This window comes from Pseudomonas sp. GW821-FHT03A09 (genome assembly GCF_059421065.1).
Window position 1 is genome coordinate 84,115 of sequence record NZ_JBWKUX010000001.1, and the last position, 15,319, is coordinate 99,433.

At 61.4% G+C, this 15,319-nt stretch carries 14 protein-coding genes; 8 read left to right on the top strand and 6 right to left on the bottom strand.

The window, feature by feature from the left end:
* Positions 1-14 precede the first annotated feature (14 nt).
* Entirely contained in the window at positions 15-965 is a 951-nt protein-coding gene (locus AC07V4_RS00430; RefSeq protein ID WP_492635222.1) for a choline sulfate utilization transcriptional regulator, read from the bottom strand.
* Positions 966-1,068: 103 nt separating this feature from the next.
* Between AC07V4_RS00430 and betC the strand changes: the two genes are divergently transcribed.
* The 3 genes from betC (at position 1,069) to AC07V4_RS00445 (ending at position 5,244) form a co-directional block, all read left to right on the top strand.
* Positions 1,069-2,583, top strand: coding sequence for a choline-sulfatase (betC, locus tag AC07V4_RS00435; RefSeq protein WP_492635221.1), 1,515 nt, complete (start codon positions 1,069-1,071; stop codon positions 2,581-2,583).
* A gap of 18 nt (positions 2,584-2,601) precedes the next feature.
* A complete protein-coding gene (gene choX, locus AC07V4_RS00440; protein WP_492635220.1) occupies positions 2,602-3,516 on the top strand; it encodes a choline ABC transporter substrate-binding protein in 915 nt (304 codons plus the stop codon).
* Between the two features lie 159 nt (positions 3,517-3,675).
* The gene (locus tag AC07V4_RS00445; RefSeq protein ID WP_492635219.1) at positions 3,676-5,244 is read left to right on the top strand and encodes a SulP family inorganic anion transporter; all 1,569 of its coding nucleotides are present in this window, start codon (positions 3,676-3,678) and stop codon (positions 5,242-5,244) included.
* A gap of 128 nt (positions 5,245-5,372) precedes the next feature.
* Here AC07V4_RS00445 and aroE read toward each other — a convergent pair whose 3' ends face one another.
* Together aroE and hemF are read right to left on the bottom strand one after the other, a co-directional pair.
* Positions 5,373-6,191, bottom strand: a complete 819-nt coding sequence (gene aroE / locus AC07V4_RS00450) for a shikimate dehydrogenase (protein WP_492635218.1) — start codon at positions 6,189-6,191, stop codon at positions 5,373-5,375.
* A complete protein-coding gene (gene hemF / locus AC07V4_RS00455; protein WP_492635217.1) occupies positions 6,191-7,123 on the bottom strand; it encodes an oxygen-dependent coproporphyrinogen oxidase in 933 nt (310 codons plus the stop codon). Before hemF ends, aroE begins: the two co-directional genes overlap by 1 nt.
* 160 nt (positions 7,124-7,283) lie before the next feature.
* Here hemF and AC07V4_RS00460 point away from each other — a divergent pair, with 160 nt between their 5' ends.
* Positions 7,284-8,261: a quinone oxidoreductase family protein gene (locus AC07V4_RS00460; RefSeq protein WP_431751130.1), complete on the top strand. Its 978-nt coding sequence runs from the start codon at positions 7,284-7,286 to the stop codon at positions 8,259-8,261.
* Positions 8,262-8,390: 129 nt separating this feature from the next.
* Here AC07V4_RS00460 and tsaC read toward each other — a convergent pair whose 3' ends face one another.
* From tsaC to AC07V4_RS00475, 3 genes are all read right to left on the bottom strand, one after another.
* A complete protein-coding gene (gene tsaC / locus AC07V4_RS00465) occupies positions 8,391-8,948 on the bottom strand; it encodes an L-threonylcarbamoyladenylate synthase type 1 TsaC (protein WP_110623903.1) in 558 nt (185 codons plus the stop codon).
* Between the two features lie 54 nt (positions 8,949-9,002).
* On the bottom strand, positions 9,003-10,097 hold the full coding sequence (gene dprA, locus AC07V4_RS00470) for a DNA-processing protein DprA (RefSeq protein WP_492635216.1): 1,095 nt from the start codon (positions 10,095-10,097) through the stop codon (positions 9,003-9,005).
* Positions 10,098-10,160: 63 nt separating this feature from the next.
* Entirely contained in the window at positions 10,161-10,937 is a 777-nt protein-coding gene (locus tag AC07V4_RS00475) for a peptidoglycan-binding protein (protein WP_492635215.1), read from the bottom strand.
* A 135-nt stretch (positions 10,938-11,072) separates the two neighbouring features.
* On the opposite strand from AC07V4_RS00475, the gene def reads away from it, so the two are divergent.
* From def to trkA, 4 genes are all read left to right on the top strand, one after another.
* The gene (gene def / locus AC07V4_RS00480) at positions 11,073-11,579 is read left to right on the top strand and encodes a peptide deformylase (RefSeq protein ID WP_017135146.1); all 507 of its coding nucleotides are present in this window, start codon (positions 11,073-11,075) and stop codon (positions 11,577-11,579) included.
* Positions 11,580-11,648: 69 nt separating this feature from the next.
* Complete coding sequence (gene fmt, locus AC07V4_RS00485) at positions 11,649-12,602, top strand: methionyl-tRNA formyltransferase (protein WP_492635214.1); 954 nt, start codon at positions 11,649-11,651, stop codon at positions 12,600-12,602.
* On the top strand, positions 12,599-13,909 hold the full coding sequence (gene rsmB, locus AC07V4_RS00490; protein ID WP_492635213.1) for a 16S rRNA (cytosine(967)-C(5))-methyltransferase RsmB: 1,311 nt from the start codon (positions 12,599-12,601) through the stop codon (positions 13,907-13,909). Before fmt ends, rsmB begins: the two co-directional genes overlap by 4 nt.
* Before the next feature lie 22 nt (positions 13,910-13,931).
* Complete coding sequence (trkA, locus tag AC07V4_RS00495) at positions 13,932-15,305, top strand: Trk system potassium transporter TrkA (protein ID WP_431750725.1); 1,374 nt, start codon at positions 13,932-13,934, stop codon at positions 15,303-15,305.
* The last annotated feature ends 14 nt before the right edge of the window (positions 15,306-15,319 follow it).

Here is a 15,319-nt window from a genome sequence, read left to right on the forward strand (position 1 = left end):
ACTGTGCGCCGATCCTAGACCGCAATCGACGGCAGGGCCAGCCCGGTCAACGACTTCGCGCTGCTGGCCTGCTCCGCTACCAACCAGTCGACAAAGCGCTCGATCAACTGGCCCCGACGTTTACGTTGTGGCTGCACGACGTAATACCCGAAGCGCGACACCACCGTGTCGCTGATCGGCCGGCACAACCAGTTCTGTTGCAGCAGATCATCCACCAGGTGGCGCCAACCGATGGCTACACCCTGGCCGGCAATCGCTGCCTGGATCAACAGCGTGTAGTTGTCGAAGCGCAACTGGCCTGGGGTGGGCGTGGCAGTGATGCCCAACTCGCGAAACACACCGCTCCAGTCGAACCACTGGCTGTTGTTTTCCTGGCGCAGGTGCAGCAGGGGAGAATCCTGCAAATTCCGTACAGTCAGCGGCGTGGACTGCGCCTTGAGCCACTGCGGGCTGCATACCGGGAAAACTTCCTCATTGAACAGCCACAGGCTGTCGCCCTGTTTGAAGCGGCCATCGCCGAACAACACCGCTACGTCGATATCACTGCGCAGGGTGGCGTGGTTGCGTTCGCTGGTGACCAGGCTGACATCCACCAGCGGGTTGGCCTGATGGAAGCGGTGCAGGCGCGGCATCAGCCAGTAGGCGGCGAACGCGAAGTCGGTGGCTACTTGCAACACCTCGTGCTGACCCTGCTGGGTGATTGCGCTCAGTCCTTGGTTGATGGTCTGCAAGCCCCCCTGGGTGTGCTCGAACAACAGCGCACCCGCGTCGGTCAATTCGATGCCTCGGTAGATGCGATCAAACAAGCGAATCGCCAACTGTTCCTCGAGGCGCTTGATCTGCTGGCTGATGGCCGGCTGGGTGGTGCCCAGCTCCATCGCGGCAGCGGTAAAGCTGCGATGGCGCGCTGCGGCTTCGAAGACACGCAGCAGGTCAAGGGACAGGCCAGCGAGGGCTTCATACATAAGCTGTAGTTATCCTAGACATTGCTTTTCATGGGCTTTACCCCAATTTTCATGGGCCGCATGCTCATTCGCATAAACACTGCCTATGGAATGCCGATAGATCATGAAGCGCAAGAACATTCTTTTCATCATGGCCGATCAAATGGCTGCGCCGATGCTGCCGTTCTACGGACCTTCCCCGATCAAACTACCGAACCTGAGCCGCCTCGCCGCCCAGGGCGTAGTGTTCGACGCTGCCTATTGCAACAGCCCCTTGTGCGCGCCGTCGCGCTTCACGCTGGTCAGCGGCCAGTTGCCGAGCAAGATCGGCGCCTACGACAACGCGGCGGATTTCCCTGCCGATGTGCCGACCTATGCCCACTACCTGCGCCGCCTCGGCTATCGCACAGCGCTGTCAGGCAAGATGCACTTTTGCGGCCCCGATCAGTTGCACGGCTACGAAGAGCGCCTGACCAGCGACATCTACCCCGCCGACTATGGCTGGGCCGTGAACTGGGATGAACCGGACGTGCGTCCCACCTGGTACCACAACATGTCGTCGGTGCTGCAAGCCGGCCCGTGTGTACGCACCAACCAGCTGGATTTCGACGAAGAGGTGGTGTTCAAAGCCCAGCAGTATCTGTTCGACCATATCCGTGAAGACGGCGACCAGCCGTTCTGCCTGACCGTATCGATGACCCATCCCCACGACCCGTACACCATTCCCAAGCCATTCTGGGATCTGTACGACGACAGCGACATCCCATTGCCTACGACGCCGCCTCAGGCTGATCTCGACCCGCACTCACAGCGCCTGCTCAAGGTCTACGACCTCTGGGGCAAGCCATTGCCTGTGGATAAGATTCGCGATGCGCGGCGCGCCTACTTTGGTGCGTGCAGCTACATCGACAGCAACGTCGGCAAGCTTCTGCAAACCCTGGAAGACACCGGCCTGGCCGACGACACGATCATCATCTTCTCCGGCGACCACGGCGACATGCTCGGCGAACGCGGCCTCTGGTACAAAATGCACTGGTTTGAAATGGCCGCCCGGGTGCCGCTGCTGGTGAATGCGCCGGGGCAATTCGCGGCGGGCCGCGTGTCTCAAGCCGTGTCCACCGCCGACCTGTTGCCTACCCTGGTGGAGCTGGCCGGCGGCGAGCTGGACCCGCGCCTGCCGCTGGACGGCCGCTCACTGCTCCCGCACCTGCAAGGGCAGGGCGGGCATGATGAAGTGTTTGGCGAGTACATGGCAGAAGGCACTGTCAGCCCGCTGATGATGATTCGCCGTGGCGCCTACAAATTCATCTACAGCGAAGACGACCCTTGCCTACTGTTCGATGTACACAACGACCCACGGGAGCAGGAAGACCTCAGCCAGTCGCCGCACCATCAGGCGTTGTTTGCAGCTTTCCTGGACGAGGCTCGGGCCAAATGGGACATCCCGGCGATCCACCAACAGGTGCTCGCCAGCCAACGCCGCCGTCGCCTAGTGTTTGAGGCGCTGACCGAGGGCAAGCTGAAGAGCTGGGACCACCAGCCACTGGTGGACGCCAGTCAGCAATACATGCGCAACCATATCGACCTCGACGACCTGGAGCGCAAGGCACGTTATCCACAACCCTGCCAAAACCAATAAATAGACAGAGGGAAGGCCATGCAAAAGTTAACTGTGATGCTGGGGCTCCTGGCGCTGGGAAGCGCCAATGTTTACGCAGACGCCAGTTGTGAAACGGTAAAGATGGCCGATCCAGGCTGGAGCGATATCGCGGCCACCAATGCCATCACCGGTTTTCTGCTGACGGGCATGGGCTACAAACCCAAGGTCGACACCCTGGCCGTGCCGATCACTTTTGGCGGGCTCAAGGACGGTCAAGTGGATGTGTTCCTGGGTAACTGGATGCCGGCGCAACAGGGTTTCTATGACAAGTTCGTGGCCAATGGCGATGTGGTGCAACTGGCGAAGAACCTCGACGGCACCGAGTTCACCCTCGCCGTGCCGGACTATGTGTGGGACGCCGGGGTGCATGACTTTGCCGACCTGAGTAAATTCGCCGACAAGTTCGACAAGAAGATCTACGGCATCGGCTCCGGCGCGCCGGCAAATATCTCGTTGCAGGAAATCATCAAGAAGAACGACTTTGATCTCGGCCAGTGGAAGCTGATTGAGTCCAGCGAGCAGGCGATGCTTGCCGAGGTGTCGCGCTCGGTGAAGAAACAGAAATTCGTCACCTTTCTTGGCTGGACACCGCACCCGATGAACGTGCAGTTGAAAATGCATTACCTCAAGGGCGGCGAGAAATACTTTGGCGACACCGGCAGTGTGTATACCTTGACCCGAAAGGGTTATGCGCAGGCCTGCCCGAACGTCGGGAAGCTGCTGACCAATCTCGGCTTCACCCAGGAAATGGAGAACAGCATCATGGCCGAGGTGGCCAACAACAAGGTCAGCAATGCCGATGCGGCGAAGGCGTGGATCAAGGCCAATCCGGCCGTGCTCGACAAGTGGCTGGACGGCGTGAAGACCCTGGACGGCCAAGACGCATTGCCCGCCGTAAAAGCCAAACTCTAAAGGCCTCAGCCGCCCCCTGTGGGAGCTGGCTTGCCTGCGATAGCATCACCGCCGGTGTTCCTGTAACACCGAGGTGCCAGCATCGCAGGCAAGCCAGCTCCCACAGGGGATTGCGTGTACTGATACCCTGGCTCACACCTTTTCCTACCCGAGTCCGCGATGCCCCGGCCCAACCGCCATACACTTTTCCCCTTCCTCAGTTGGCTCCCGCGCCAGACCCGCGTCAGCGTGGGTCGAGACGCAATTGTCGGCCTCAGTGGCGCGGTACTCGCACTGCCTCAATCGATTGCCTACGCGCTAATCGCCGGACTCCCACCGGAATACGGTCTGTATGCGGCCATCGTCCCGGTGCTGATCGCGTGCCTCTGGGGTTCGTCCTGGCACCTGATCTGCGGCCCGACGGCAGCGATTTCCATCGTGCTGTACGCCAGCATCAGCCCCTTGGCGGTACCAGGCTCCCAGGACTACATCACCTTGATCCTGTTGCTGACCTTCCTGGCCGGCGTTTTCCAGTGGCTGCTGGGCATGCTGCGCTTCGGCGCGCTGGTGAACTTTGTCTCCCATTCAGTGGTGCTGGGTTTCACCCTGGGCGCCGCCGTGGTGATTGCCCTGGGCCAGTTGCCCAATCTGCTGGGCCTGGATTTGCCGAGTCAGGCCACGGCGATCAAGAGCTTGCTGGCGCTGGTGGAGCATGGCGGGGAATGGGACCACGCCTCCCTCGCGCTCGGGCTTGGCACATTGCTGTTGGGTGCACTGCTCAAATATTGGGTGCCACGCTGGCCGACATTGTTGATTGCCCTGGCGTTGGGCAGCCTGACGACTTGGCTGTGGCCGGCGATGTTCGGGCACGTCGCGCTGGTCAGTTCATTTGTCGGCAAGTTACCGCCATTCAGCCCGCTGCCGATGGACTTGGACCTGCTTCTGCGCCTGCTGCCCAGTGCTGTAGCAGTGGGCATGCTGGGGCTGGTGACCAGCCTGTCGATTGCCCGCTCGCTGTCGGCCCGTTCGCAGCAACTGCTCGACGCCAACCAGGAAGTCCGCGCCCAGGGGTTATCCAACATCGTTGGCGGATTTTTCTCGGGGTACTTGTCGGCCGGTTCCTTTACCCGCTCCGGTCTCAGCTATGACGCCGGGGCATGCTCGCCATTGGCAGGGATGTTTTCCGCCCTCTGGGTGGCGCTGTTCGCCTTGTTTGGCGCGGCGTTGATCGCGCACATTCCAATCCCGAGCATGGCGGCGAGCATTCTGCTGATTTGCTGGGGCCTGGTGGACCATCGAGGCATTCGCGCGTTGTTCCGAGTGAGCCGCGCCGAGTTTGTAGTGATGAGCCTGACCTGCATTGCCACCTTGCTGCTGGAGCTGCAAACAGCGATTTACGCCGGGGTGTTGGCGTCGCTGTTTTTCTACCTCAAGCGCACCTCACAACCGCGGGTTCAACAGTGGCGTGACGGCGACGACGATGTGCTGCGGGTCGGCGGCTCGATCTTCTTCGGCGCCAGCCATTACCTGCAAGTGCGCCTGCAAAGCCTGCACGGCCAGCGGGTGGTCATCGAGGCACAGCAGATCAACTTTATCGACTATTCCGGAGTGGAGATGCTGCATCAGGAAGCGCGACGATTGCGGGGCTTGGGGCGCAGTTTGACCCTGCGCCGTGCCCGGCCGCAGGTGGTGGATGAGTTGAAGAAGCTGGAAGGGGCCGACAACTGTCCCCTCCACTTCGAAGACTGAACGCAGTTAAAAATGTGGGAGGGGGCTTGCCCCCGATGGCAGCGTGTCAGCCAAGAATTACTTAGCTGAACCACCACTATCGGGGGCAAGCCCCCTCCCATATTGACGGTGCCCACATTAGATTGGAGCTAGATGAGTTGGCGGCGTAGTTCTGCGAGCACCGGTGCCGAATCCGGGCGCACACCGCGCCACAGGAAGAACGCTTCCGCCGCCTGCTCCACCAGCATGCCCAGGCCATCCATCGCGACGGCTGCGCCTTGTTCGGTGGCCCAGCGACAGAACGCAGTCGGCTCCTTGGCATACATCATGTCGTAGCAAAACGTCTTGCCCGGTTCGATCAGGCTGCCGGCAATCGGCGGTACATCGCCTGACAGGCTCGCGGACGTGGCATTGATAATCAGGTCCACCGGCTCACGCAGCCAGTCGAAACCGCTGGCGGATACCGGTCCGAGATCTTCAAACAGCCCAGCGAGCAATTCGGCCTTTTCCACCGTACGGTTGGCGATGATCAACGAGGCCGGTTGCTCCGCCAGCAAGGGTTCCAATGCACCGCGGACAGCGCCACCGGCGCCCAGCAGCAGGATGCGCTTGCCTTGCAGGCTCAACCCGGCATTGACCGTCAGGTCGCGCACCAGGCCCGCGCCGTCGGTGTTATCACCCAGCAGGGTGCCGTTACCCAACTTGCTCAGGGTGTTCACCGCACCTGCGCGCTGGGCGCGCTCGGTCAAGGTAGTGGCCAGGCGGTAGGCCTCTTCCTTGAACGGCACGGTGACGTTGGCGCCTCGGCCTTGCAGAAAGAACTCACGGGCACAGCCGGCGAAATCCTCCAGCGGCGCGAGCAGGGTACTGTAGTCCAGCTGTTCGCCCGTCTGCTCCGCGAACATTCGGTGGATCAACGGCGATTTGCTATGGCCGATGGGGTTGCCGAACACGACATAACGGTCCATCAGACAGCCGCCTTCGGCGCGGCCAGGCCGAGCCAGTCGCGGTCTTGCAGGAAGTAATCGGTGAGGCGCGCTTCTTCGCTGCCGGCTTCAGCCTTCCAGTCGTAGCTCCAGCGTACTTGTGGGGGCAGCGACATCAGGATCGACTCGGTGCGGCCACCCGACTGCAGGCCGAACAGGGTGCCACGGTCGTAGACCAGGTTGAATTCAACGTAGCGCCCACGGCGGAATTCCTGGAACTCGCGTTGCTGCTCGGTATAAGCCATGGCTTTGCGACGTTGCACGATCGGCAGGTAGGCGTCGATGTAGGCGTCACCGATGGCGCGGATGAAGGCGAAGCAGGTGTCGAAGTCCCACTCGTTCAAGTCATCGAAGAACAGACCGCCGATACCGCGTGGTTCGTTGCGGTGCTTGATGTGGAAGTAGGTGTCACACCACGCCTTGTAGCGCGGATACACGTCCGCGCCGAACGGCGCACAGGCCTGCTCGGCCACGCGGTGCCAATGGATGCAGTCTTCTTCATTGCCATAGTAGGGCGTGAGGTCGAAGCCGCCACCGAACCACCACACCGGCTCTTCACCTTCTTTTTCGGCGATGAAAAAACGCACGTTGGCGTGGGACGTCGGCACATGGGGATTGTGCGGGTGGATCACCAGCGACACGCCCAGCGCCTCAAACCCGCGACCGGCCAACTCCGGGCGGTGAGCACTGGCGGACGGTGGGAGGCCGCTGCCAAACACGTGGGAAAAGTTAACGCCGCCTTTTTCGATCACCGATCCGTTTGCGATCACACGGGTGCGACCGCCACCGCCGGCAGGCCGGGTCCAGGCGTCTTCGATAAAGCGAGTGTCCGTCTCGAAGGTTTCCAGGGCGCTGCAAATGCGGTCTTGCAGGTCGAGCAGGTAGGCTTTAACAGCCTCGGTGCGGGTAGTCATGGCATCACCTTGAATCGGGCAAAGCTACGCGAGGCCATTGGGCGTCGGCGGCAAATGGGCGCACAGGATACCACCGCACCCACGTGCGTCGCAGTTGACGAAGATCAAGCATAGGAGTGGGATAGGGGGCTACGCGATTCGACCTCAAGGAGAAGTGCAGATGGCCAAACGTATCCAGTTCAGCGCCCATGGCGGCCCCGAAGTCCTCGAATATGTGGACTACACGCCAGCAGAGCCCGGCCCGCAGCAAGTTCGCGTGCGTAACGAGGCGATTGGCCTGAACTTCATCGACACCTATTTCCGCAGTGGTCTGTACGCGCCGCCAGCGTTGCCATCGGGGTTGGGCGCAGAAGGTGCCGGTGTGGTTGATGCGGTCGGCAGCGAAGTCACTCAATTCAAAGTCGGTGACCGTGTGGCTTACGGCAGTGGCCCGTTGGGCGCCTACAGCCAACTGCATGTATTGCCCGCCGCCAACCTGGTGCACTTGCCGGACGACATCAGCTTTGAGCAGGCCGCAGGCGCCATGCTCAAGGGTCTGACCGTGCAATACCTGCTCCGCCAGACTTATGAGCTGAAGGGTGGTGAAACCATTCTGTTCCACGCCGCTGCCGGTGGCGTAGGTTCCCTGGCTTGCCAATGGGCCAAAGCCTTGGGCGTGAAGCTGATCGGCACCGTGAGCTCGCCGGAAAAAGCCGCCCTGGCCAAATCCCTTGGCGCGTGGGAAACCATCGACTACAGCAAGGAAAATGTCGCACAGCGTGTGCTGGAATTGACTGACGGTAAGAAAGTGCCGGTGGTGTATGACGGCGTCGGCAAGGACACCTGGCTGACCTCACTGGACAGCGTGGCACCGCGTGGCTTGGTGGTGAGCTTCGGGAATGCCTCGGGTGCGGTAGATGGGGTGAATCTGGGGATTCTGGCGGCCAAGGGCTCGCTGTATGTAACCAGGCCGACCCTGGCGACCTACGCCAACAACCCACAAAACTTGCAGGCGATGGCCGATGATCTGTTTTCGATGATCAAGAGCGGCAAGGTGCGCATTGATATCAACCAGCGGTATTCGCTGGCGGACGCGGCGAAGGCGCAGACGGAGTTGTCGGGGCGGCGGACTACTGGGTCGACCATTCTGTTGCCGTAAGACGATAGATCTCTAGAGGTTATGAAGGCCTCTTCGCGAGCAAGCCCGCTCCCACACTCGACCGCATTCTCATGTTGGAACTCGGTCAAATGTGGGAGCGGGCTTGCTCGCGAAGGCCGCACCTCGGTCTCAAGACGGACGCACGACCTCACCCGTCGCCAAATCACGAATCAGGCTCGGGTTCTTGCGCCCACCCAGGGCACCACCCAATACCAGATCCACCTGACCACGGAAATACTGCTCCACACGAATCCGCGTGCGTGCCGCCGGGCGGCCTTGAGGGTTGGCCGACGTAGAAATCAGCGGCCCCACCAACGAGCACAAATCCCGCACCAGCGGATGATCACTCACTCGCAAGGCTACCGTGTCATGCACACCGGTTACCCACTCAGGCAACAAGTCCTGATGGGGCACCAGCCAGGTATTCGGCCCCGGCCAGGTGCTGGCCATGCGCTCGATCCAAGTGTCCGGGAAGTCTTCAAAGAGAAAATCGAACTGGCGAATGTTGTCCGCCACCAGGATCAGGCCCTTGTCCACCGAGCGATTCTTGATCGCCAGCAGCCGGTCCACCGCTTCTTCGTTCCACGGATCGCAGCCCAGGCCCCAGACCGCCTCGGTCGGATAGGCAATCACCGCGCCTGCGCGAATTTCTCGTGCGGCTTCCAGCACACGCCACCTGTTGACCATTGTTCACTCTCCGGACTAAAGCTCTGCGCAGTTTACCGATCTTCTTTACAAAACCTAGCGGCGCGCGAGCCAGCGGCCACTCTCGCAGATCACTTGGCCTTCAAGCTCCAGTTCCGTCAGCGTCGACAGCACTTGGGACAACGGCCGCCCGCTGGCAATCGCCAGCCCCTCGCTGGTATGGGGTGCGGCATGCAGCAACGCCACCAGCGGATGGGTAACTGGCATGGGGGCCGGACAAGACAGGGCCTGCCAGCCGCGCAAACCTTCCAGAATGTGCTCAATGGTTTCCACCAGCACCGCACCCTCACGGATCAATTGGTGGCAACCCTTGGCACCGGGATGATGAATGGACCCCGGGATCGCATACACCTCACGCCCTTGCTCGGCCGCCAGCTTCGCGGTGATCAACGAGCCGCTGGCCATGCTGGCTTCCACCACCAGCACACCCAACGACAAGCCGCTTATGATCCGGTTGCGCCGGGGGAAATTGCCCGCTTGAGGTGCGGCATCCAGTGGAAACTCGGAAATCACCGCGCTGCCTTGCTCAGTCATCGCCGCCGCGAGCGTTCTATGGCGCTGTGGATAAAAATTTTCCAGGCCTGTGCCCAACACACCGATTGTCTGGCCTCCCACCGCCAATGCCGCCTGATGCGCCGCGCCATCGATGCCCAGCGCCAAGCCACTGGTGATGACAAAACCGGCGCTCGCCAGGCTGCGGGAAAACGCGGCGGCCGTGTCCATGCCGGGGCGTGAGGCGCGACGGCTACCGACAATTGCCAGTTGGGGTTTTTCCAGGATTGCCGGGTTTCCGGCGACGAATAATAACGGCGGCGCATCGTCGATCTGGGCGAGCAGCGCAGGGTACTCAGGCTGGTCCCACATCAGTAAATGCTGGGCCGGACGGGCCAGCCAGGCCAAGGCGTGGCTGGCACCCTCACGGATTTCCGGGCTGCGCCGCGACTCGGCACAGATAGCCGGCAACCCGAGAGAACGCCAGGCGCTGGCCGGCGCACTGATGGCTTTTGAAGCGCAACCGAACGCTTCGATCAATACGCGAAAACGCTTGGGTCCCAGTTCCGGCAGCCTGTGCAAGCGTAGTCGGGCTTCCAGCTCTGCTGGGGAAATTTTATGACTGTTTGTCGGATACATCTGATCATCCTTGATCGGAACAAGCTGTGGATAACTCTGTTGGTAACTTATTTAGCAGGCTATTTATTGCGTTTGATGGGCAGTCTCGAATCGGTCCATGACCGCCAGTGAGCGCGAGGCACTAAGGACCAATCCATAGCTGAGCTTTTCAAAGGTGCGAAACACCAGCAGGGTGCCGGCACGTTCGTCGGGAAGTTGAGTCGGGGCACCTGAGAGCACATCTCGCACAGTGGTGCCGGCCTTGATCACCGTCAGCAGTTGGCCTTCAAGCAGGCCGTCGCGGCGGCCTTTGTTGAGGGTTACCGTATCCAGCACGCCAATTTGGGTGACGCCTTTGGGGATGTCGATGATGTGCCCATCGACAAAGGGGGCGGACTTCCGTTGCTCCAGGTTGCCCGCATCGACGGGAGGTTGCGTACGAAGGAGGCGGTCTCCGGGGCGCACCTCCTGTGTCACCTGCTGAACGGCCAGGGTAGTAAGGTCGCCCGCCATCACAAAACGTGCAGTGCCAATGTGGTCGGCATTGATACCAAGCAGTTCTTGGGTTTTCGGGTCGGTGTAGGCCCGGCCGCGTCGGAAGATCCCGTAGTCTGGCTGGGACGGGTCCAGATTCCCTCTGGCGTGAACGCGCTCGCCATTAGCGCCCAAAACCCGCCCATCGCCTGCCGCGACAATGTACGGCGCGTGGTCCAGGTCCTGGGCTGTATCGAGAATGCGGTTATGCAGTAAAAAGCGCTGGATAGCCTGTTGCGTGGGTTGATCCAGGCGCTGTGCAGGCTGGGACAACAGGGCCACGGCGAACGGCGCCCACAGCAGCAAGACGAGTAGCGATTTCCTCATGGGGTCAATCTCCTTTATTATGTACATTCGCGTGAAATGCCACGGCCTTCGCGGCTTTTGAGCATTTCACACCGGCTGTCTGGGTCCATCCCAACGCCGATTTGCCTCTACCTCACATGTGCAGCAATTACGCTTATGGCTATTTTGAACATCCTCGAATTTCCCGACTCGCGCCTGCGCACGATCGCCAAACCGGTGGCCGTAGTGGACGACAAGGTTCGTCAGTTGGTCGATGACATGTTTGAAACAATGTATGAAGCCCCGGGCATCGGCCTCGCCGCCACCCAGGTCAACGTGCATCAGCGCGTCGTGGTCATGGACCTGTCGGAAGATCGCAGCGAACCACGGGTGTTCATCAACCCCGAGTTCGAACCGCTGACCGAAGAGATGGGCGAATACCAGGAAGGCTGCCTGTCGGTGCCGGAGTTCTACGAGAATGTAGAACGCCCGCTGCGCGTGAAGATCAAGGCCCTGGACCGTGACGGCAAGCCCTACGAACTGATCGCCGAAGGCCTGCTCGCCGTGTGCATCCAGCACGAGTGCGACCACCTCAACGGCAAACTGTTTGTCGATTACCTGTCCACGCTCAAGCGCGACCGGATCAAGAAGAAGCTGGAAAAAAAGCATCGCCAGCAAGCTTGATGCCTCTCTTCCAAAGGCTTGCTGCGGCAAGCCTTTTTCTTTTGTGACTGTTTTTAACCGAGACCTCCCATGACCGAGCCACTGCGCATTGTTTTTGCCGGCACTCCCGAATTCGCTGCCGAACACCTCAAGGCACTGCTGAGCAGCCCTTATGACATCGTCGCGGTGTACACCCAGCCGGATCGTCCGGCCGGGCGCGGGCAAAAACTGATGCCGAGCCCGGTCAAGCAGCTGGCGCTGGAGCACAACATCCCTGTGCTGCAGCCGCCGACCCTGCGCAACGCGGATGCCCAAGCCGAGCTGGCCGCGCTGAAGCCGGACCTGCTGGTGGTCGTCGCGTATGGCTTGATCCTTCCCCAAGCGGTGCTGGACATTCCACGCCTGGGTTGCATCAACAGCCATGCCTCGCTGCTACCACGCTGGCGCGGTGCGGCGCCGATCCAGCGCGCCGTTGAAGCAGGCGACCACGAAAGCGGCGTGACCGTGATGCGCATGGAGGCGGGCCTGGACACCGGCCCGATGCTGCTGAAAGTGACCACCCCGATCACCGGTGCAGACACCGGCGGTAGCCTGCACGACCGTTTGGCCGAGCTGGGCCCGCCTGCCGTGATCCAAGCCATCGCCGGCCTGGCTGCTGGCACCCTGGAAGGTGAAGTGCAAGACGACAGCCTCGCGACTTACGCCCACAAGCTGAACAAAGACGAAGCCCGCATCGACTGGAGCCGCCCGGCCGTGGAGCTGGAGCGACTGGTGCGCGCCTTCAACCCGTGGCCGATCTGCCACAGCACCCTCAATGGCGAAGCCTTGAAAGTACTGGCCGCCACCTTGGCCGATGGCAAAGGCGCGCCCGGTGAAATCATCGGCGCCAGCAAAGATGGCCTGTTGGTCGCCTGCGGTGAGCAAGCGCTGTGCCTGACCCGTCTGCAATTGCCCGGTGGCAAGGCGCTGAATTTCAGCGACTTGTTCAACAGCCGTCGTGAGAAATTTGCCCTGGGTACGGTTCTCGGGGCGGTTGCCCAATGAACCCGCGTCTGGCCGCCGCCAAGGCTCTCGCCGCCGTCCTCAACGGCAAAGCTTCGTTGAACAGCTCGTTGCCCACCCAGTTGGATAAGGTCGAGGACCGTGATCGCGGCTTTACCCAGGACCTGGCCTTTGGTACGGCCCGCTGGCAGCCACGCTTGTCGGCGCTGGCGGCAAAACTGCTGCAAAAACCGTTCAAAGCGGCGGACGCGGATGTCGAAGCGCTGCTGCTGGTCGGCCTCTATCAGTTGCTCTACACCCGCGTGCCGGCCCACGCCGCCATCGGTGAAACCGTCGGTTGCGCCGATAAGCTGAAAAAGCCCTGGGCCAAGGCTCTGCTCAACGCCGTGCTGCGCCGCGCGCAGCGTGAAAGCGAAGCGCTGTTGGTCGAGCTGGAGCATGACCCGGTAGTGCGCACTGCTCACCCACGCTGGCTGCAAAAATCCCTGAAAGCCTTCTGGCCTGAGCAGTGGGAAACCATCTGCGCAGCCAACAATGCACACCCGCCGATGATCCTGCGGGTCAACCGTCGCCATCACAGCCGTGACGCCTACCTGCAATTGCTCACAGGTGCCGGCATCAACGCCACGCCATGCGTGTATAGCGTCGACGGTATTGTGCTGGAAGAAGCCATTGACGTGCGCAGCCTGCCGGGCTTTGCCGAAGGCTGGATCAGCGTGCAGGACGAAGCGGCGCAACTGGCCGCCGACCTGCTCGACCTGGCACCAGGCCAGCGCGTGCTCGACGCCTGCTGCGCACCCGGCGGCAAAACTTGTCACATCCTGGAAGTCGAAAAAGACCTGGCCGGGGTAGTTGCCGTCGACCTGGAAGCCAAACGCCTGGTGCGCGTGCGCGAAAACCTCGCACGCTTGGGCCTAAGCGCCGAGCTGATCGCCGCCGATGGCCGCGATACTGCCACTTGGTGGGACGGCAAACCGTTCCAGCGCATCCTGCTCGACGCACCGTGTTCCGCCACGGGTGTGATTCGCCGCCACCCGGACATCAAACTCACCCGCCAACCCGACGACATTGCTGCGCTGGCCGTACTGCAAGGCGAGTTGCTCGACGCCATGTGGCCAACCCTGGAGGTCGGCGGCATCCTGCTCTACGCCACGTGCTCCACCTTGCCGACGGAGAATACCGAGGTGATCGAAGCCTTCCTCGCCCGCACCAGCGGTGCACGGGAACTGGACCTCGCGACCACGGCCGGCATCAAGCAACCCCACGGCCGCCAATTGCTCGCACAGGAAGGCGGCCACGATGGCTTCTACTACGCCAAACTGATCAAGATCGCCGCCGCACGCGGCTGAATGGTTTTAAGGGAGTGACCGGATGAAAATCATCATCCTTGGGGCAGGGCAGGTCGGCGGCACGCTGGCCGAGCATTTGGCCAGCGAAGCCAACGACATCACCGTGGTCGACACCGACAGCGAGCGTCTGCGCAACCTCGGTGACCGCCTCGACATCCGCACCGTGCAAGGCCGCGCGTCGTTCCCGACGGTGCTGCGCCAGGCCGGCGCCGACGATGCCGACATGCTGGTGGCCGTCACCAACAGCGACGAAACCAACATGGTCGCCTGCCAAGTCGCCCACACGCTGTTCCACACCCCGACCAAGATCGCCCGCGTGCGCGAAGCGGCCTACCTGACCCGCGCCGGGTTGTTCGACAACGATGCGATTCCGGTCGACGTATTGATCAGCCCAGAACAGGTGGTGACCCACTACATCAAGCGCCTGATCGAGATTCCCGGGGCCTTGCAGGTGATCGACTTTGCCGAAGGCAAGGCGCAACTGGTGGCGGTGAAGGCTTACTACGGCGGCCCGCTGGTCGGCCAGCAACTGCGCCAGCTACGCGAACACATGCCGAATGTGGAGACCCGCGTAGCGGCGATTTTCCGTCGTGACCGGCCAATCCTGCCCCAAGGCGATACGGTGATCGAGGCTGACGACGAAGTCTTTTTCATCGCCGCCAAGGCGAATATTCGCGCAGTGATGAGCGAAATGCGCCGGCTCGACGAGAGCTACAAACGCATCGTGATCGCGGGTGGTGGGCAGATCGGCGAACGCTTGGCGGAGGCGATCGAAAGCCGCTACCAAGTGAAGATCATCGAGATGAACCCGACGCGCTGCCGGCATTTGTCCGACACCCTCGATAGCACTGTCGTACTCCAAGGTAGCGCCTCGGACCGCGACCTGCTGATGGAAGAAAACATCGCCGACGCCGACATTTTCCTGGCCCTGACCAACGACGACGAGGCCAACATCATGTCCTCGTTGCTCGCCAAGCGGCTGGGGGCGAAGAAGGTGATGACCATCATCAACAACCCGGCCTATGTGGACCTGATCCAGGGCGGCGATATCGACATCGCCATCAGCCCACAACTGGCCACCATCGGTACGCTGTTGGCGCACGTGCGCCGTGGCGATATCGTCAGCGTGCACTCCCTGCGCCGTGGCGCGGCGGAAGCCATCGAGGCGATTGCCCACGGTGATGCGAAGTCGAGCAAGGTGATCGGCAAGGCCATCCGCGATATCGGCCTGCCACCGGGCACCACCATCGGCGCGATCATTCGGGATGAAGAAGTGATCATCGCCCACGACGACACGGTAATCGCCACAGGCGACCACGTGATTCTGTTTCTGGTGGATAAAAAACATATCCGCGATGTGGAGAAACTGTTCCACGTGGGATTGAGCTTTTTCTGATTTGACGGAGTGAC